A 17,960-nucleotide genomic window follows, 5' to 3' on the forward strand; every position below is an offset into this window, starting at 1 on the left:
CTCATCACCCATTACAACCCCGGAGGTGCGTGTGGCCGCGCTGCGCCAGTATCTGGGCGTCTGGCGGATCCCCGGAGCGCCGATGCTGCTGGTCACGGGCATCATCGGGCGACTCGGGATCGGTATGACGCCACTGGCGCTCCTGCTGGTCGTCGAGCAGGTCACCGGCCGCTACTCGCTCGCCGCCGTCGCGGGCGGCATCTACGCCATCGCCGGCGCCGCGCTCAGCCCGATCGCCGGGCGGATCGCCGACCGCGTCGGCCCCAGCCCCGTGCTGCTCGCCACCGCCGTCGCACACCCGCTCGCCCTGACCGGGCTCCTGCTGGCCAGCCGGGCCGGGGCCGACGGGCTGGCCGGCATCTACCTCGCCGCGGCGGTGGCCGGTGCCACGTACCCGCCGCTGACCGCCGCCATCCGCGGCGCCTGGAACGAGCTCACCGCACCCGCCTCCGGCCGGTACCACCTGCGCAACACCGCCCTGGCCGCCGAGACCTCGCTCTTCGAGATCGTCTTCGTGCTCGGCCCACTGCTGGTGGCCGGCTTCGTGCTGGTCGCCGACGCGACCGCCGCCCTCGTCGGCAGTGCGATCGTCACCCTCGTCGGCACCACCGCCGTGGCCCTCGGCCGGGTCATGCGCGGCTGGCAGCCGCACGCCCGGGAGCACCAGGCCCGCGGCCTCGGCCCGCTGCGCGTCGGCGGCTTTCCGGCCCTGCTGATCTGCGTGGCCTCCCTCGGCATCGCGTTCGGCGCCGCCGGCGTGATCGTGCCCGCCTTCGCCGGCAACGCCACCACCGACGACCCGGAGAGTCTCGCCGGCATCCTCCTGGCCGTCTGGGGCGTCGGCAGCGCCGTCGGCGGGTTCTGGTTCGGCGTACGCAAGCCCGCCCTGCGTATGACCCGCCAGTTCGCCTGGCTGCTCGCCGCCCTCGCCGGCAGCTTCGCCGTGTTCGCGCTGATGCCCACCCCGCTCGCGCTGGGCACCGCCCTGGTCGTCGGCGGCGCCACCATCGCACCCGCCCTGACCCTGGAGAACACCCTGGTCGGGCGGATCGCCCCGACCGGCATGCTGAACGAGGCGTACACCTGGGTGGTCACCATGTCGGTCGCGGCCAGCGCGGCCGGCGGCGCCGTCGCCGGGCTGATCGTCGACCACGCCGGCGGGGTGCCCTGGGCGTTCCTCTTCGCCGGCGGTGCGGTCGCCGTCGGAGCCGCGGTCGCCGCGCTGCCCGCCGGGCCCATCGCCCGCGCGGAAGCCTCCGCCGTACGCCTCGAAGAGCCCGTCCCCGCCTGACGGTGTCCGCTCGACGGGCGTGGCGGGGATCGGACCGGGTACCCGGCGGACCGTGTTCCTCTTCTTCTCGAACCGCGTGGGGTGCCTGGGCTCCCTGCTGTTGAGCGCGCTCCTGACGGTGGTGCTGCTGTTGATCTTCAACCGGTGACGCGCACTGGACGCGGGCGCGCTTACAGGCGGGTCGGCGCCGTCACCGGACGCGCGCTCAGGCGGGCGGGGCCGTCGACGTGGGGCGCCGCGGTCGCCGTAGCGCCCACCGGACGCCCCGGTGGACCAAGACGCCCACCGCCGTGTTGGCGACGGCGAGCGCGGCCGCACCGAGCAGCGCCGGCCCAACCGTCATGCTGCCGTCCGCCAGCAGCAGTGCGGGCCAGAGCAGGGCGGCGAGCACGAGCGACAACCGCCACCAGCGGCCGGTCAGCAGACCGAACAGGAGCAGTGTCGGAATCATCGCCACACCTCCCGCGCGTCTGGGTGCCTGACCGACGACGACCGCTGGCGACACGGTCAGGCCGGGTGACCGACGTGGCCTGGTCGCCTCGACGACCAGGCCGGCCGTGCCCTGTCTAGCGGTAGTTGGTGAACTGGAGGGCCACCCCGAAGTCCTCGCCCTTGAGCAGCGAGATGACGGCCTGGAGGTCGTCCTTCTTCTTGCCGGTGACCCGCAGCTGGTCGCCCTGGATCTGCGCCTGGACGCCCTTCGGGCCCTCGTCGCGGATCTTCTTGCTGATCGCCTTGGCCTTGTCCGAGTCGATGCCCTGGATGACCTTCGCGTCGATCTTGAACACCTTGCCCGACGGGCGCGGCTCACCCGCGTCCAGCGACTTCAGCGAGATGTTCCGCTTGATCAGCTTCTCCTTGAAGACCTCCAGCGCGGCCCGGACCCGCTCCTCGGTCTCGGCCTGGAGGCCGATCGCCTCCTCACCCGACCAGGAGATCTCAGCGCCGGTGCCCCGGAAGTCGAACCGCGTCGCCAGCTCCTTCTCGGCCTGCCGAAGGGCGTTGTCGACCTCCTGACGGTCGACCTTGCTCACGATGTCGAACGACGGGTTGGCTGCCATGCTCATGCTCCTGCTGTCCGGCGGTCATCTGGCGTTCCGTCGCCCGCTGACCAGCGGTACGACCCTCTGACGGTACCCGGTTGCGCCCGTGCCGGGTGGAGCCGCTATCCTTGCTTCCGCCGCCGCGTCACGACGCGGTGGGGTGCCCTGGCGGGTTGCCCGAGCGGCCAATGGGAGCGGACTGTAAATCCGTCGCGAAAGCTACAGAGGTTCGAATCCTCTACCCGCCACCAGGTGCAGATGCGGCCCCTGACCAGCAGAGATGCTGGTCAGGGGCCGTTGTCGTCTGTCTGGCCTAGTCCGGCTGAGTCCAGCCGTCTACGACCGGTTGTGGGCAGATGGTGGGCAGGTCGATCTTGCCCTCTGAGGGCTCTTCTGGGGCTGCGAACGCTGGGGTGGTGGTCCTGCCCGGTCCAGCGGAGCCGTGCGTGTAGCGATCGGCTGAGGGGACCGCGGTGAGGTGTCGCCGGCTGCGGGAGAGGAACGGGGGCAAGCCAGTCCCGGGGTTGGACTGGCGCGGCAGTCGGAAGCCCTGACCGTCGACGAGGTCGACTGGTTCGGCTTCCGTACCGCCCGGCCGTGATCGTGCCGCCGGCCGGATCAACAGACTCGGGGCGGCGGTCCGGCGACTGTCGGTGGCTCTCCGCCCCGGCGCCGGAGGCGGCCGGGGCGGCTTGCCGCCGGCCGGCTCACCGCCCCGCGTCGCGCGGAGCGCGGCGCCTTGATCTCTAACAGAGCTATTCGGCAGTGGTCGAGACGTACGGTTCAACGTCCCATTACTGTGAATGTTGAATGATCGTCGCAGCAGACTTCAATCCAATCGATGAATTCGATCCATCGAGATTCCCATAGGTTAACTAACTCAAGGGCCTCGTCGTGGGTGTAGTTGCGACCAACTTCGTCTGGGGTTAGGCGTCCATGCGCTATACCGTTACGTAAATCGACAATGGTGTCGAGTTGCAGCCACACCTCCTTAAGGACAGGCCCGGGATCACCCAGATCGAATAGCTCGCAAAAGAGCCTGACTTGAGAGGCCTTCATGAAACTACCATCATGAGGGAAAAGGTCTGTGTTGATGTCCTTGGCGCGACTATCGGTAAGGGATTGCACTACCTTCGGGCCGTGTCGTCTCCAAAGCTTGTCTTTGCTTGAGCCCGCAAGGCCTTGAAAAGCCTCGTACGCGAGGAATAGCCGGAGTCCAGGCTTCATCCTCCGCGCAGTAGCACGAGATTTGGCCACGAACTCAAGTAGCGTGCGGCAGAGACTGGTCAGAAGATGTTCGTAGGCCGCAAAGAGTAGGAGTATTGAAAGCCCTCGCAGTTCGCGTGATATATCTCCGCCGCCTCCTCCGCCCCCCTGGTCGGCTTCGAGAAGCCGACGGGCTGTCGCAACGCGCTCCTTAAGCGCTCGCCGATGTGTCTCGCAACTCAGCTTAGGCTTCAAGGAACCTATCCCTGCAGAACTCGATCCTTCCTGCTACTCGATTTCTAGTGTTAGTGGCCCCAGTCACATACGATCGCAGTTCATCGCTCGATATCCAGGAGGGATCCTTGACGACCGACAGATCCGGTCTCTGAGTAAGGGCAATGGCGGCACCTACGGAGACACCCTCGAAGAGGTTGACGGGGGTGGTTCCCTTTCGGCTCTTCAGCCCTGATGGGAAGCATTGAGCGAGGTAGGAAAAGGTCTTTTCGAAGACGACGCTCCGCCTCTCAGCGTCTGCAGTTGCCTGAGAGGAGATAGTGAACTCGTCCAAGAAGTCTTTAACAAGGTGGTCGAAGTTCCTGTAATTCTCCAGATAGGCAAAGAATCTGAGCACGTACTCTTCTGGCGTGCCGTCATTCTCGCTGCCCTTCTGTAGCCGGACGACCGTTCGAAAATCGGCGTTCAGTGAGAGCGTGCGTAGCAGATCAATAAACTCGCCTCGGAAGACGCACTCCCGCACCTCCTGATGAGAAAGCCGGATCCCGCCAGTATTGAGGCGTTCGAACAAGTCGAACCGAACTCGGATCTCACTTTTGTCGTTCAGTACGACAACCTTCAGCGGCCGATCTTCGAATAGAGTCTGCAGATCCCCGGGAAGGTCGCCGAAAGTCAACCCATTGAAACTGGTCAACTTGTCAAGATCATCAAGTGCTAAGACCGGATCGAGGAGTTGGATGCGCGATCGGGCCGTGCTGCTTCCCGCGAAATTTACCAGTGTGGTTACCCGCTGGAGGCCATCCACCACCTCCCAGCTGTTTGCGCGATTAGCCTCAGCGTTGGTCGCCATAAACAGGGGCGGGACGGGAATTCCCAAGAAGATTGATTCGACGAGCTTCGACTGTCGGGCGCGATCCCATTGAAATTTTCGTTGGTAAGAGGGCGCAACATTGATGCGGCCTTTTTCGATCCGCCGCAGAATCTCATCTACAGTGACGTCATAGGTGTCAAAGTCGACTTCGCGCCTCTGGTCGTCTAGTTCGGTACGCTGCTCCTGGGCTGTGCTCTTCAACTAGCGATCTCCGATCTTCCTGCTGGTGCCTTTTTGCTCTGCACCTGTCACGCTTTGCCTTGGGAGGCTATAGGTGTAGATAACTGATTCAGTGTGACCGTTTGCTCGCAGAACTGACCGGCTCTCAACAAGAAGCGACCCGATTTCGATATCAAAAAGTGCAGCCAGGTCGTCATCCGCCGTAACGTGACGTGGGTTTAGTGGTGCTGACGCCGTTTTGCAGCCAGGTCGTTGTGGCGCTGGGAAAGCGACGTAGGTTCCGCGCCCGTGTGCTGTAGCTAGCAGACCTGTCTCCCGCAGGAGGGCGATCGCTTGCCGGATCGTTCCTCGGCTGACCCGGTACTCATGCCGCAAAGCATTTTCTGGAGGTAATAACTCGCCGGGCAGCCAGGTTCCAGCTTCGATCTTGGCCTTTAACTGGTCAGCGACCGCGCGATAGCGCGGCTGTCCATAGTGCGGGGTAGGCACGGCCTTACCCTACCTGGCACTTGTGTTACCAAGTGTCAACCAGGTGGCTGGTTTCGATGACTGGACAACTGGTCCACTTGTAGATACGTTTCCTTGTGTGCGGTCAGGGTGACGGGTCGTATCAGGGGTGGGGCCCGCCAGCCCTGGTCGCACCTGACGCGCGGCGTCCTGTCGGACCGGTTGCGGTAGCCGCGCGGAAAAGTTGGCTCGGCGATACGCGACCCGTCTGCGTCGGACGGTGCGCCGTGCCTTCATCCGGGCCGGTGGCCGGCTGCGTTCCCCCGTGGTCGGGGCCACCGGCTCCGTCTACCTGTGGAGGTGCTATGTCTAGCTCTCATCGTCGGCGCCGCTGGTTCTCGTCCTGGTGGCTCGGGAAGCGCCCGCCGGCGCGGGCCGCAAGTAGCAACGTTCCAAACGGTCCACGCTCGGTGTCGATGCCGCCGCAGCGATGGTCGGTGGCAGCGACACGGGAGGTTCCCGTGCTGCGGTACGCGCCCTCGATGACGCGAGCCCAGCTCTACCGGGGCAACGGTGGGCGGTGGCCGCGGTGACAGGTACACGCAAGCCACTCACCCCGGTGAGTCACCCGGACTGGTGCGTCCCAGACCGATGCGGTCACCTGGTACCCCCACTGATGACGCACATGGCCCGCCGCCACCGTGGCCCGCTGTACCGGTTTGGCGATGGACGGGCGGGTGGCGCGATCGTCACGTACCTCATCGGCACCGACGCGCGGACGCCTTTGGTCGCGGTGCACGCGACGGGCCGATCCGGGAACGGCTGGGCCGAGTTGTCCCTCAGTCAGGCAGGCCAGCTGGTCGAGCGCCTTCGCGGTCTGCTGAACGAGGCCGGTGGGCAATCCGGGAGCGACGATGACTGAGCGCGGCACCGGGGCGGAGAGCGGACCGAGGGTGGTGGACGGGCCTGTCGCATGCCCGAAGTGGTGTCGAGGCTGCGGCCCGAACGATCCGATGCACCGGGGCCTCTCGGCCACGGTTGGTCGGGAGCGAGCAGGCTGGATCAGCGTTCAGCTGCTGCTCGACCGGTTCGCGCGACGGGACCTGGCGGTGAAGCTCGATTCCACCCGCAACGGGGCTACCCAATCGATCTTGCTCGACCGTATTCAGCTCGACCGGCTCATCTACGAGTTGGCCTACGCCCGTCTGCTGATGATGACCAAGGGGCAGACTCCGGAGGAACACGATGAGTACCGCTGACCGCCGGATGACCCCCCGGACGTCACCGCTCACCGGGCGGCAGGCGAAGCGGCCCGCTGCAGTCGTCACCCTCGCGCCCGAGCGGCCCGCCGGCGGGACCACCTGGCAGACGTTGGAACGTCTAGGGGGTACGGTGACGGGTGTGATCGGCCGGGACTGGCGCCCTCGTTACCTGCAACTCGCGGAAGAGTTGCGGGCGAAGATCACGAGCGGCGAACTGGCGCCCGGCACGCTGATGCCGAGCGAGACCGAGCTGGCCGACACCTCCGGTCTGTCGCGGACCAGCGTCCGCAACGCCATCCGTCAGCTTCGCGAGTGGGGCCTGGTCCGGGCGGAGCAAGGGCGCGGCACCTATGTGCGTGCACCTCGCCAGCGGGTACGCCGTCGCAACGCCGAGCGGTACCAGTGGGAGAAGGACCGGGTCCTGCTCGATGAGGACGAGCGACTGAAGACCGGTGCCACCGAGCACGACACCGGTCTGACCGTCGACGACCTCAAGTTCCACGCCGAGTACACCCGCGTCGACGCGGACCAGGAGATGGCGGCGGCCTTGCACGTCGAGCCGGGCGTTCCGCTGTTGCGTCGGGTCTACTGGACATCCTCTCGCCACGAGAACGCACCGCTGACCATGTCGTACTCCTACCTGCCGTACGACCTGGTGGCCGCGAACCCGGATCTGCTCGACGCGGGCAAGGAGCCCTGGCCCGGTGGCACGCAGCACCAGCTCCACACGCTCGGCATCGAGCTGGACCGGATCGAAGATGAGATCCGGGCGCGTCCGCCGTCGCCGGACGAGGCTGAGCTGCTGGACATCGACCCGGGCGTCTCCGTGCTCACCGTGCGGAAGACCTCTATCGACACCGCTGGCCGAGTCGTCGAGGTCGCCGATGTGGTGATGCCGGGCGACCGCACCGAGCTCGTCTACTCGCACAAACTCAAGCGGTGGAGAACTTGACCCAACTCGTCTCGGTCATCACCCCGGTCCACGCGCCCAGCATCGAGTACCTGGCTGGCGCCTACCAGTCGTTGGTCCGCCAGGAGATGCCTGACGGGTGGGACTGGCAGTGGCTCGTCCAAGAAGACGGGCAGACAGGCGCGCTCGCGAGAGTGCTGCCGGATGACCCTCGTATCAGTCTCGGCGGGGGTCGTCCGGGCGGCCCCGGTGTCGCCCGCACCCTCGCTCTTTCCCGAGTCTCCGGGCAGTTGGTCAAGGTCCTGGACGCGGACGACCAGCTGACCCCCGGCGCGCTCGCCCGCGACATCGCCGCGTTCGACGCGCACCCGCGCATTGGTTGGACGACCTCCCGCGTCCTGGACCTGATGCCCGACGGGTCGACCGTCGGCTGGGACAAGGATCCTGAGGGCGGAACGGTGGCCCGCGGTGACGTCCTTTCCGTCTGGCAGGCCAACGGCTACCGCGCCCAGGTTCACCCGGCGACGCTCTGCATCCGCCATGACCTGCTTCTCGCGCTCGGCGGTTGGATGGCGCTGCCTGCCTCCGAGGACACCGGCCTCCTCTTGGCCGCGAGCGCTGTCAGCGAGGGCTACTTCACCCGGGAGCATGGGCTGCTCTATCGCAAGTGGCCCGGACAGGTGACTAGCCAGGCAGCGCACCGAGAGCCGATCGAGTACGAGGGACGCATGAAGATCATCGAGGCCCGAGCCGTCGCTCTCGCCTCGATGCTGCCCGAGGGGCTTCCGCTTATTCGTTCGGCGTAGCCTCGTGCCCCGGCATTCCTGGCGTCCGGCGCCGCGCCTTCATCTCAGCCTCATAGATGTGTCGCCGGCCGCCAGCTAGCTTCTCTCGGGCGTAGCGCTCGATCTCCTGGAACGCCGCGTAGTAGCCGTCGTCGAACTCCTCCATGATCTGGAAGGTCCACCGGCCAGGCAGGACGTTGCGGCCGAGAAGTTCCCGCTCCACCCGGTCCGCGACCTCCTCATGCCCCGCCTGTCGGAGCAACTCCACTACCCGGTCAAGGGTGAGGTCCGCGCCACCCACGAGCTGATGGGCCGAGTACAGGTGGCCACGTACGCGATGAATCGTCTCCAGCGCCTTGCTCAACTCACCCAACGCCTCGACGGTCTGATCGTCCGTACCAGCGGAGCGCGCGTGAAGTTTATCCATCGCCTCTTGCTCAAGCCCCTGCGCCATGCTGCTTCCTTACTCGAATATTGGTTGCGCAACTTCAGATAATCTACCCTGGAGACCTTATAAGCATCGTTGTTTTCATGTCGCGCTGCCAACCATCGGGCCAGACGTCATCGCCTCGCTCGTCACTTGGCGGTGCAAGTGCTCCCTCAAGGCTGGGTGGCTCCGAGAAAACCGCGTGTCGAAAGTTGGCCGACAGGCGGAAGATGCTTTCCTCGAACCAAGCGGACTCGTTGAACTCTGTGCTATCAAAATCCACACCGTCCTTGAAATCCGCTCTATCGAAAATCGCCCTTCCTGGGAAGATTTGGCCGCGGAAGCTAGCCGACTCCATAAAAACGGTGTCATCAAACCAAGCTGCCTTCTTCGAGAACTGCGTGCCACCGAACCAGGTGCCTCCCTTAAACCTCACGCCGCCGAATCGGGCCTCCCCCAAAATCTTCGTGCCACCAAAACTGGCCCATTGCGCGAAGTCGGCGTCGTCAAATAGAGCTGAACTGCGGAAGGTTGCCTCTAAGAAGGTGGCGTCGCCAGCGAACGCCACTTCGGCGAAAATCGCTTTACCGTAGAAAATGGCATTGCTGAAGTCCGCCTCGGAGATGACGCATTTGCTGAGGTCTAGATTGACAAGAGCTGCCCCTGATAGATCGATTCTCAGTGGCCCCCAGTAGCTTGGGCTCGCCAAACCCCCACTTGTGCTGGGGCGGAGGTGTCGAGCAAGAATGCGCTGGGCGGCAAGCCGTACCTGCCGCTCTCCAGTTGAGTCCTCGCTCGAATCGTCTTCGTCTGGCTCTAAACCCGGGTTTTCCGCGTAGTCGGGATCTGGTTCTCTGGGGACCTCGTTCACTTTGTATGGCATCCGCAAGTACGCGCAAATTACTTCGGTAATGCTTGTGCGGTGGATGGGATTATCCTGAGCTAGTCGCTCCAGTGCATACAGTCCGGCCAGGCGAACCGGCGCCTTGTCCGAACCTAGTTGCTCTGCAGCTTTGACATACAGCTCGGTTACTCGCTTCTCTACCGCATCGTACTCGGCGGCCTGCTGCGTTCTTTCAGCCAGTTGTTGACGGCGGAGAGCTACCAGGAGAGCGAGTGCTCCAGCGACGCCAGCTCCAACCGAAAGGCCGGTCCGAATTGCCGTGGCACGCAACTGCGCCTGCTGAATATCCGTCCCCCCGCTTGGAATATCAGCTTGAAGCCAAAGGATGGTGGAGGCAGTCGCAGTGGCGACGAGCAACACTCCGGCAGGTATGGTCCACGAAGGTATTAGCTGAAGTTGCCGTTCCGGGGGCGCCGGCGCGGCGGAAAGGGACTTCGGACGCTCAGACTTCCGACGTAAAGCAATTCCAGCGATGGCGCTTGCCGCGCCAAGAATGGCCAGCAGATAGGCAACCCACACTTCAACAATGCCGGCGGAAATGGCTGCCCAGGACTCGGACGGTATCGCGAGCCCGGCTGCCGTGAGTAGGAGGGCAGCACTTAGGCCAGACAGCACTTTGGATAGACGCAGGGCCACATGCGCATGATGCCGCACCTGTGCCAGCGTGAGCCGCTTGGCGGGGCTACCGGATCGAGGCCTCTGCCCGCGATGATCGACCAAGTTGTTGACTTGTCTGCCAAGTGCCGTCTACCTTGGACCGCAACTTGGCAGACAAGTTAACAAGTGGAGGTTGAGCGATGGCTCTGCGAGGCGGCACGAGGTTCGCTGTGCGGTTCGAGGACGTGTTCCCGGCGGGGTGCGCGTTGGTGCCCGAATCCCTGGGCGAGGTCGAGGACTACGACGAGAAGACGGGCCGGCGGACCCCAGCCAAGGACAAGGTGACCGGCCAGCGGGTCTGGCAGGTGCGGGTGATGGACCTTGACCCCGAGCTGGGGAAACGGTCGCGGGAGACGACGGTGAAGATTTCCGCCGATTACCAGCCCGTGCCGCCGACGGGCGCGCCGTTTGAGGCGGTGGAGTTCGACGGGATGACGGTCACGCCGTACGTGACGAACAACGGGCGCATGGCGTACTCGCTGCGTGCGACCGGGTTGCGCGCCCCGGCGGGCGTTACCAAGAAGGCGGCGGCGTAGCCGCATCGGGTGGGGGCGGGGCTGTCAGGTCTTGGCGGACGGCAGCCCCGCCCTCTGTCTCTTCCCCCTGCTCTGGCGAGAGAGGTAGCGACATGTCCAAGCGTATTCCTGCCCGCGGGTGGGTGCTGGTAGCGGCTGTGCGGGGTGCACGATGATCCGCCGGCCGCGTGGTGAGGTCGTGATGACCACGGCTGGGGACCTGATGGTGATCCGGCCGCGCCGGCTGGAGTTGCCGGTCTGGTTGGTCGCCGTGGGCTTGATTGTCCGGTGGCTTTGGCGGGGCCTCTGGTGGTGCCTGCGGCACCCGGTGACCGTCGGCCTGGTCGTGGTCGGAGTAGTGCTCTATCGGCAGTTCGGCCGAGTCGGGCTGATCGTGCCGGTAGCCGTGGCGTCGGCAGTCTCGGCGGTCTGGCGGTGGAAGCACGAGGCGTCCTGGTGGGCCTGGTGCGGCGGCCCGGTGCTCGGCCGATTCCGTCAGGTGTTCGTCTACCGGCGGGCGTGGCGCGAGGCCATGACACTCTGCGGACTGGCCAGGACGTACGACCATCGGCCGGTCCTGCCGCAGTTGCTGCGGGTGCGGTCGGATCAGGCGCTCGACGTGCTGACCATCCGTATGGTGCGTGGTCAGACGCCCGAAGAGTTTCAGCGGGTTACCGCGAATCTTGCCTACGCCTTCGGTCGTCGACACGCCCGCATCTACACCGAACGGCCCGACCAGCCACCAGTCCGCTCCGGCTACTGGGCTCTGGTGCTCGGTGCGGTCGATCGCCTGCGGTACCGGGACCGACCCTCGCTCGTGTACCTGGTGATCGTCCGTACCGACGCGTTGCGGACCGTTGTCGAGCCGTTCGACGTGCCCACGAATCCGGACTTCACCGCGCTGCCGCTGGCTCGTCGAGAGGATCTGCGGCACTGGTGTCTGCACCTGCTCGCCACCCACGTCCTGATCGGTGGCGCCACCCGCAGCGGCAAGGGATCGGTGTTGTGGTCGCTGGTGCGGGCGCTGGCTGGCGGGATCACTTCGGGCCTCGTGCGGCTGTGGGTGATCGATCCCAAGGGTGGGATGGAGTTTGCGATGGGTCGGCCGTTGTTCGCCCGGTTCGCCTGCAAGTCCTTCGAGGCGATGGCGGACCTGCTCGACGAGGCCGTGGCGGTGATGCGGGAGCGTCAGACCCGGTTGGCCGGCGCGGTGCGGGTGCACACCCCGACCGAGGCGGACCCCCTGGTCGTGGTCGTCATCGACGAGATGGCCGCGCTGACCGCGTACCTCCAAGACGTTGAACTGCGCAAGCGCATCGCGTCCTCGTTGGGGCTGCTGCTGTCGCAGGGCGCCGGGGTCGGGGTCCTCGTCGTGGCCGCGTTGCAAGACCCCCGCAAGGAGGTACTGCCGTTCCGGGACCTCTTCCCGACCCGGATCGCGCTCGGCCTGACCGAGGCGGCTCAGGTGGATCTTGTGCTCGGCGATGGCGCCCGTAATCGGGGCGCCCTGGCCGACCAGATGCCCCGGTGGGCGAAGGGCGTCGGATACGTGATCCTCGACGGCACCCCGGAGCCAGCCCGAGTGCGCTTCTCGTACATCTCCGACGAGCACATCCGTGAGCTGGCCGCCGAGTACCCGGCGCCGTCCGACGCCGCGGACATCCTCGCCCAGGTCGGCCGGGAGACCGCCGACGAGCCGGCCCGGCCATCACTGCCGCGGCAGCGTCGCGGCCCATTGCTGCCGGACTCGCTGCTCAACTTCCTCGACCGGGACGCGGACGGCGGTGAGCCGCGGTGACCGCCCCAGCCTTCTACCGGCTCCGCGCACCGAACCCGGACGGTTCGACCAGCACCGCCGTCTCCGTTCGCGTCGACTCCGACCGCCCGGACCCCTACCCGGTCTATCTGGCCGTCGGTAGCGGCCGGCGCCGCATGTACCTGACGCCCGACGAGGCGTGGGCGCTCTGGCGTTGCCTCTCCGAAGCGGTGGCCACCCTCGGCGATCCGCCCGACCACATCCGTACCCGCGTCACCCCGGCCCGGAGGTAACCGATGTCCCTCAAGCGTCTCTTCCTCGGCACCCACCGGATCAAGCCCGTGCACGTCGAGCTTGACGGCTCCCCGGACCGGCTCGCCGCCGCCCTGCACGGCCTGGCGCACATGGTCAACCGTCGCCGGGACCTCGACGGGCAGTGCATCCGCATCACCCTGACCATCCGCGAGAGCGGGAGCGGCCGATGAGGATCGAGTCCGGCGTACGAATGCTGATCCTCATCGCCATCGGCGTCATGGCCGGTGCCGCAGCCTTCACCCACGTCCACGACCTGACCGTGGCCCATGGACAGCCTAACTGGATCGGCTGGGCCAACGCCGTAGCCGTCGAGCTGATGGCGATCTACCTCGGCCTGGAGATCCGCGCCCGCCGTCGAGCCGGGCGACCGGTCGGCATGGTCGGCGTGCTCCTGGTGGCGTTCTCCCTGCTGTCGCTGGCCGCGCAGGTCGCCGAAGCTGAGCCGTCCGTCTGGGGCTGGATCGTCGCAGCCGTGCCGTCGCTGGCCTTCCTCGCGCTGGTCAAGGTCGTCCTCTCCAGCGCGCCGGCCGCCACGCCGGCTCCCGAGCCGGATCAGTCGCAGGCTGACTGGTACGACGAGCCCGAGCAGGTCGAGCCGGTGTCACCCGCTCCGGTCGAGCCGCCCACACCGGCCGCGGTGCTGCCCCCGGTTCGCGTCGTCCAGCCCAACCGGCCCCAGGTCGTGGGGATCATCCGATGACGGCTCCGGCCCTGCCCGGCCTCGCCCCCGCTGCCCCGGCCCCGGTTGCTCCTCGGCCGGGGTCGCGGGCGGCCCGCATGGCGTTGCCCCGCTCGGTCGACGTGCTCAAAGAGATCGCGATCGAGTACGGCGTTTGCATCCGCCCCCTGGCTATGCGGCGTACCGACCTCGATACCGGGCTGACCGAGGTAATCGACCTGCCCTGCGGTGCGACCCGCGAGGACAAGTGCCCGCCGTGCGCCAAGAAGAACCGTCGGCTGCGGCAGGCCCAGATCCGCGAGGGCTGGCACCGCGACGATGAGCCGTTGCCCGGCCCGGAACCGGCGACCGAGGCGCAGAAGTCCCTGATCCTCTTCCGCGCACACCTGGAGTTCTCCCGCGATGAGGCGGTACGCGCCGCCCAGTGGGACCAGGTGACCGACCTTGACGAGGCCATCCGCGAGGTAGAGGAAGCCATCACCGCCGAGGGACTACGCGGGCGCGTCGGGCCACCCCACGCCAGCGTCGACGACGACCAGGACGACGAGCCCGGCCGTCGGCGCAAGCGCTCCACCAAGCGGCGCCAGGACGCACCCGAGCTGCCCCGCCGCAAGGTCGAGCGGCGCACCGTCGGCAAGACCTACACCGCCCCGGATGGCGCCACCTACCGGCCGTCGATGTGGCTCACTCTCACCCTCGACTCGTACGGCCCGGTCCGCCCGGACGGCACCCCGGTAAACCCGGCCAGGTACGACTACCGCCGGGCTGCCTGGGACGCCGTGCATTTTCCGCGGCTGCTCGACCGGTTCTGGCAGAACCTCCGACGCTGTGAGGGCTGGAACGTCCAGTACGCCGGCTGCGTCGAGCCGCAACGCCGACTCGCCCCACACGCGCACTTCGCCATCCGAGGCACCATCCCCCGGGACGTGCTGCGCACCGTGGCGGCGGCGACCTATCACCAGGTGTGGTGGCCCTCGGTCGACGTCCAGCGGTACACCCTCGACCGCCTTCCCGTCTGGGACGAGCAGGCGGCGGCATGGGTCGACCCGGACACCCGCGAACCGTTGACTTCCTGGACGGAAGCCCTCGACGCCACCGACGACGACCCGGACGCAGAACCGGTCCACGTCGTCCGCTTCGGCGCCCAGGTCGACGCCCGCGGCGTCATGCCCGGCACCGAGGACGCCGAGCGGACCATCCGGTACGTCACGAAATACATCACCAAGCACACCGGCGACGTGCACAAGGCGACCACCGACCGGCAGCGGGCACACCTCGACCGGCTCTGGCAGCAACTCCGGACCACCCCGTGCACCGACCGCTGCGCGAACTGGCTGCTTTACGGCATCCAGCCCAAGAAGGCGCACGCCAAGCTCAAGCCCGGCCGGTGCAAGGGCAAGGTGCACCAACGGGACACCCTCGGCATCGGCGGCCGGCGCATCCTCATCTCCCGCGACTGGTCCGGGAAAACCCTCGCCGACCACAAGCACGACGTACGCGCCTGGGTCCGGGCCCTGCTCGGCGTCACCACCGACAGCGCGACCGCCGGTCCCGCCGGGCAGCTCGTCGACGACCAGGGCGACACCACCGAACGGGTCCGGCACGCCTGGGAACTCGCCCGACCCGACGACCCGGATGTGGGACCGATGGCCCACCGGCTCATGCGCTCGATCAGCGAACGCGCCCGGTGGCGGAGCGAACTCCTCGCCGCCAAGGACCGGGCCGCCCAGGGACCGCCAGATCTTTCGGCAACTCAGCACGACGGGCAGGACATGGGGGAGGGGTTGCATTGAACGAGGAACTGCTGACCGTGCCGGAAGTGCTCGCCGAACTGCGGGTGTCGCGCTCGACCTGGTTCTACTGGCGGCAGACCGGCAAGGGGCCACGGGTGATCAAGCTCCCGAACGGGCAGCTTCGGGTCCGCCGGTCCGCGCTCGGGCGGTGGCTCGGTGAGCTGGAGCAGGACGCGGCATGAAGAATAGCTACGAGGTCCAGATCTGGGAGATCGGCAAGCGTGCGGACCGGAAGGCTCGACCGTGGCGGGTCCGCTGGGCGGTCGCCGGCCAGCGCTTCGAGGAGATGTTCCGTACCAAGGCCCTGGCGCACTCGTTCCGCGCCGAGCTGGTCCAGGCCGCCAACGCGGGAGAGCCCTTCGACCCGGCCACCGGCCGCCCGGTCTCCGAGGCCAGAACCAAGAACCTCACCACCTGGTACGCGCACAGCCGCGCGTACGTCGAGATGAAGTGGCCCCGGGCGGCGGCCAAGACCCGGCGGTCGATCGTCGAGGCGCTGACCTCCATCACGGTGACCCTGACCCGCCCGGCCAAGCGGGGCCGGCCGGCTGACGCGCTGCTTCGTGAAGCGCTCTACCTCTACGGCCTCAACCCGCGCCGCTGGTCCGACGAATTCCCCCCGGAGCACGCGGCGGCGCTGGCCTGGCTGGAAACCGCGTCCCTGCCGGTCGTCGAACTGGACTCGCCCGCGATGGTCCGCGGGTCCTCGACAGCCTCTGCGTACGCCTCGACGGCAGGCCTGCGGCTGCCTCAACGGTCCAGCGGAAGCGGGCCACCTTCTACAACGTGCTCGGCTACGCCGTCGAGCTGGAGCTGATCGACTCCAACCCGGTCGACAAGGTCCAATGGACGGCTCCCGAGGTGGCACAGTCCATCGACCGGCGGGTGGTCGCGAACCCCGCCCAGGTCGCCGCGCTGCTGGAGGCGGTGAAATCTCTCGGCAAACGGGCCGACAAGGTCACCGCGTTCTTCGGCTGCCTCTACTACGCGGGCATGCGGCCCTCCGAGGCAGCCGACCTGCGGCGGGAGGACTGCGACCTACCCGGCAGGTGTGCCGACTGCGGCGCTGACTTCGACGACCTGGCGGCCGTCAAGCCCTCGGCGTCCTGTGAACACGAGAAGATCGACTACCGCTGGGGCCGCCTGGTGCTCGCCGGCACTTCGCCCCGGGCTGGGTCGCACTGGACCGACGACGGCGGGTCGCACGAGCGGCGGGGACTCAAGCACCGGGGGCGGCAAGAGACCCGGACCGTCCCGATCCCGCCCCGGCTGGTCGAGCTCTTGTGCGTACACGTCGAGAATCACGGTGTTGGCCCGGATGGTCGGTTCTTCCGGGGTCTGCACGGCGGGCCGCTGTCGGAGTCGGTCTACGACCGATGGTGGAAGCTCGCCCGGGAACGGGCCCTGACCGAGGCTCAGGTTTCCTCGCCGCTCATCCGCCGGCCCTACGACCTGCGGCACGCGGCGGCCTCACTCTGGCTGAATGCCGGCGTCCCGCCGACCGAGGTCGCCCGACGCCTGGGCCACGGGGTCGCCGTCCTGCTCCGCGTCTACGCGAACTGCATCGATGGGGGAGACGACACGATCAACGACAAGATCGGCGATGCGCTCGGATGAGCGTCCGTAACTCAGTCCTTCTCGGCGGTCGTTGCGTCACCGAGAAGGCGTCGAGCCTCGCGGATGACGTCCACGTCAATATCCCTGGTCTCGGACCTGGTGTGCGGCTGCCAGTCGTGGACGGCCTCTACGAAGTCGTAGGCGTTGTCCAAGGCGATCAGCTCGGCCGCCAGGGGAGTCCCGTCGTAGGAGATGTATCGGTAGGCCCAAGAGGTGAGATCACGAGGCGCGATGGTCTGTGCGAGCAGTCGCCGGGCCATGATTCGGAGGGCTTCCTCCTCGCTCTCTCGGCTGCCCTCGGCGTAGTAGGCCAGCGAGAGTTCCGACAGCGCGCCTTCGAGCCAACGCCGCAGCTCGTCGCTTTCTGCACCCTTCACCGGCGAGATGCCAGCGAGGATCAGAAGAGTCGGGCTGTCTATCCCCGCGATGAGGCAGTCGCAGGCTGCTTCGATCACCTGGGCTGCGGTGCCGGAACCGACGCTCCACAAGACAGCGGCGTCCTGGAGGCGAGCGAGGGCATCCTGACCGAGCATCGGTACATGATCCGTCAGCGCACCCTCGCTGTCGCTGGCTTATCCGCAGCTCGTCTGTCGGCCGTACGACCTGCGGCACGCGGCGCCCTCGCTCAGGCTGAATGCCGGCGTCCCGCCGACCGAGGTCGCCCGGCGCTTGGGCCACGGGGTCGCCGTCCTGCTCTGCGTCTACGCCAGCTGCATCGACGGTGGAGACGACACCATGAACGACAAGATCGGCGATGCGCTCGGATGACGTTGGCGCTGATGTGTAACAGTGCGTGTGTGCGCTCTAACCCCAGAAACCGCGGCCGTCGGTTGTCAGCTCTTGTGGCCGCATGCTCGGCCGGTGCTGCTGGGGTAACGGGCTTCTCAGCGGCCCCCACCGTGTTTCAGCTGGTCATGGTTGGAGTCTCCGCTCTCCTGGCGGCGCTCGGCGTCGTGGTGGCTGGGCCTGGTGCCCTGGCGCAGTCGGCCACTGGGGTGCTCCGCTCGACGAGCGGCTTTTTAAAAAAATCTGCAGCGCTGGCACGTTGCCAATTGGCAACAGTGCCAG

The 17,960-nt window shown here is 67.0% G+C and carries 22 protein-coding genes and 1 tRNA gene; 15 read left to right on the forward strand and 8 right to left on the reverse strand.

Features of this window, described 5'->3' with window-relative positions; translation table 11 throughout:
- Positions 1-31 precede the first annotated feature (31 nt).
- Entirely contained in the window at positions 32-1,291 is a 1,260-nt protein-coding gene (locus GA0070620_RS25220; protein ID WP_091594862.1) for an MFS transporter, read from the forward strand.
- A 205-nt stretch (positions 1,292-1,496) separates the two neighbouring features.
- Here GA0070620_RS25220 and GA0070620_RS25225 read toward each other — a convergent pair whose 3' ends face one another.
- Both GA0070620_RS25225 and GA0070620_RS25230 read right to left on the reverse strand, forming a co-directional pair.
- Positions 1,497-1,742 (reverse strand): hypothetical protein, encoded by a 246-nt coding sequence (locus GA0070620_RS25225; protein ID WP_091594864.1) that lies wholly within the window; start codon positions 1,740-1,742, stop codon positions 1,497-1,499.
- A gap of 115 nt (positions 1,743-1,857) precedes the next feature.
- Positions 1,858-2,352, reverse strand: coding sequence for a YajQ family cyclic di-GMP-binding protein (locus GA0070620_RS25230; RefSeq protein WP_091599353.1), 495 nt, complete (start codon positions 2,350-2,352; stop codon positions 1,858-1,860).
- A gap of 149 nt (positions 2,353-2,501) precedes the next feature.
- Here GA0070620_RS25230 and GA0070620_RS25235 point away from each other — a divergent pair.
- A tRNA-Tyr gene (locus tag GA0070620_RS25235) sits at positions 2,502-2,585 on the forward strand.
- 532 nt (positions 2,586-3,117) lie between these two features.
- On the opposite strand, the gene GA0070620_RS34305 is transcribed toward GA0070620_RS25235, so the two are convergent.
- The 3 genes from GA0070620_RS34305 to GA0070620_RS25245 are packed head-to-tail and all read right to left on the reverse strand — an operon-like array spanning position 3,118 to position 5,314.
- Positions 3,118-3,795, reverse strand: coding sequence for a HEPN domain-containing protein (locus GA0070620_RS34305; protein ID WP_172836496.1), 678 nt, complete (start codon positions 3,793-3,795; stop codon positions 3,118-3,120).
- On the reverse strand, positions 3,785-4,846 hold the full coding sequence (locus GA0070620_RS25240; protein ID WP_091594866.1) for a DUF262 domain-containing protein: 1,062 nt from the start codon (positions 4,844-4,846) through the stop codon (positions 3,785-3,787). The genes GA0070620_RS34305 and GA0070620_RS25240 overlap by 11 nt, the downstream gene beginning before the upstream one ends.
- Positions 4,847-5,314 carry a GntR family transcriptional regulator gene (locus tag GA0070620_RS25245; protein WP_091594868.1) on the reverse strand — a complete coding sequence of 156 codons (468 nt, stop codon included), beginning with the start codon at positions 5,312-5,314 and terminating at the stop codon, positions 4,847-4,849. It abuts the gene before it with no gap.
- 634 nt (positions 5,315-5,948) lie between these two features.
- Here GA0070620_RS25245 and GA0070620_RS25250 point away from each other — a divergent pair.
- The 4 genes from GA0070620_RS25250 to GA0070620_RS25265 are packed head-to-tail and all read left to right on the forward strand — an operon-like array spanning position 5,949 to position 8,250.
- Positions 5,949-6,194 (forward strand): hypothetical protein, encoded by a 246-nt coding sequence (locus tag GA0070620_RS25250; protein ID WP_231921969.1) that lies wholly within the window; start codon positions 5,949-5,951, stop codon positions 6,192-6,194.
- Positions 6,187-6,531 carry a hypothetical protein gene (locus GA0070620_RS25255; RefSeq protein WP_231921970.1) on the forward strand — a complete coding sequence of 115 codons (345 nt, stop codon included), beginning with the start codon at positions 6,187-6,189 and terminating at the stop codon, positions 6,529-6,531. The genes GA0070620_RS25250 and GA0070620_RS25255 overlap by 8 nt, the downstream gene beginning before the upstream one ends.
- On the forward strand, positions 6,518-7,486 hold the full coding sequence (locus GA0070620_RS25260; RefSeq protein WP_231921971.1) for a GntR family transcriptional regulator: 969 nt from the start codon (positions 6,518-6,520) through the stop codon (positions 7,484-7,486). Before GA0070620_RS25255 ends, GA0070620_RS25260 begins: the two co-directional genes overlap by 14 nt.
- Positions 7,474-8,250 carry a glycosyltransferase gene (locus tag GA0070620_RS25265; protein ID WP_231921972.1) on the forward strand — a complete coding sequence of 259 codons (777 nt, stop codon included), beginning with the start codon at positions 7,474-7,476 and terminating at the stop codon, positions 8,248-8,250. Before GA0070620_RS25260 ends, GA0070620_RS25265 begins: the two co-directional genes overlap by 13 nt.
- Here GA0070620_RS25265 and GA0070620_RS25270 read toward each other — a convergent pair.
- Entirely contained in the window at positions 8,234-8,683 is a 450-nt protein-coding gene (locus GA0070620_RS25270) for a hypothetical protein (RefSeq protein ID WP_091594876.1), read from the reverse strand. The genes GA0070620_RS25265 and GA0070620_RS25270 overlap by 17 nt on opposite strands.
- A gap of 43 nt (positions 8,684-8,726) precedes the next feature.
- On the reverse strand, positions 8,727-10,196 hold the full coding sequence (locus GA0070620_RS32805) for a pentapeptide repeat-containing protein (RefSeq protein ID WP_157741706.1): 1,470 nt from the start codon (positions 10,194-10,196) through the stop codon (positions 8,727-8,729).
- Between the two features lie 161 nt (positions 10,197-10,357).
- On the opposite strand from GA0070620_RS32805, the gene GA0070620_RS25280 reads away from it, so the two are divergent.
- From GA0070620_RS25280 to GA0070620_RS33790, 9 genes are all read left to right on the forward strand, one after another.
- Complete coding sequence (locus GA0070620_RS25280; RefSeq protein WP_091594880.1) at positions 10,358-10,753, forward strand: transcriptional regulator; 396 nt, start codon at positions 10,358-10,360, stop codon at positions 10,751-10,753.
- A 181-nt stretch (positions 10,754-10,934) separates the two neighbouring features.
- On the forward strand, positions 10,935-12,530 hold the full coding sequence (locus tag GA0070620_RS25285) for an FtsK/SpoIIIE domain-containing protein (protein ID WP_091599359.1): 1,596 nt from the start codon (positions 10,935-10,937) through the stop codon (positions 12,528-12,530).
- Positions 12,527-12,781 carry a hypothetical protein gene (locus tag GA0070620_RS25290; protein WP_091594882.1) on the forward strand — a complete coding sequence of 85 codons (255 nt, stop codon included), beginning with the start codon at positions 12,527-12,529 and terminating at the stop codon, positions 12,779-12,781. The genes GA0070620_RS25285 and GA0070620_RS25290 overlap by 4 nt, the downstream gene beginning before the upstream one ends.
- A 3-nt stretch (positions 12,782-12,784) precedes the next feature.
- Entirely contained in the window at positions 12,785-12,973 is a 189-nt protein-coding gene (locus GA0070620_RS25295) for a hypothetical protein (RefSeq protein WP_091594883.1), read from the forward strand.
- Positions 12,974-12,993: 20 nt separating this feature from the next.
- Positions 12,994-13,503 (forward strand): DUF2637 domain-containing protein, encoded by a 510-nt coding sequence (locus GA0070620_RS25300; protein WP_091594885.1) that lies wholly within the window; start codon positions 12,994-12,996, stop codon positions 13,501-13,503.
- Positions 13,500-15,275: a replication initiator gene (locus GA0070620_RS25305; RefSeq protein WP_091594887.1), complete on the forward strand. Its 1,776-nt coding sequence runs from the start codon at positions 13,500-13,502 to the stop codon at positions 15,273-15,275. The genes GA0070620_RS25300 and GA0070620_RS25305 overlap by 4 nt, the downstream gene beginning before the upstream one ends.
- On the forward strand, positions 15,272-15,457 hold the full coding sequence (locus GA0070620_RS25310) for a helix-turn-helix transcriptional regulator (protein ID WP_091594889.1): 186 nt from the start codon (positions 15,272-15,274) through the stop codon (positions 15,455-15,457). The genes GA0070620_RS25305 and GA0070620_RS25310 overlap by 4 nt, the downstream gene beginning before the upstream one ends.
- Complete coding sequence (locus GA0070620_RS33785) at positions 15,454-16,092, forward strand: hypothetical protein (RefSeq protein WP_231921974.1); 639 nt, start codon at positions 15,454-15,456, stop codon at positions 16,090-16,092. The genes GA0070620_RS25310 and GA0070620_RS33785 overlap by 4 nt, the downstream gene beginning before the upstream one ends.
- A complete protein-coding gene (locus tag GA0070620_RS33790) occupies positions 16,062-16,892 on the forward strand; it encodes a tyrosine-type recombinase/integrase (protein WP_231921975.1) in 831 nt (276 codons plus the stop codon). The genes GA0070620_RS33785 and GA0070620_RS33790 overlap by 31 nt, the downstream gene beginning before the upstream one ends.
- A gap of 11 nt (positions 16,893-16,903) precedes the next feature.
- Here the strand turns inward: GA0070620_RS33790 and GA0070620_RS25320 are convergent, their stop codons facing one another.
- Positions 16,904-17,425: a hypothetical protein gene (locus tag GA0070620_RS25320; protein WP_091594891.1), complete on the reverse strand. Its 522-nt coding sequence runs from the start codon at positions 17,423-17,425 to the stop codon at positions 16,904-16,906.
- Between the last annotated feature and the right edge of the window lie 535 nt (positions 17,426-17,960).

The organism is Micromonospora krabiensis (assembly GCF_900091425.1).
GTDB lineage: Bacteria > Actinomycetota > Actinomycetes > Mycobacteriales > Micromonosporaceae > Micromonospora > Micromonospora krabiensis.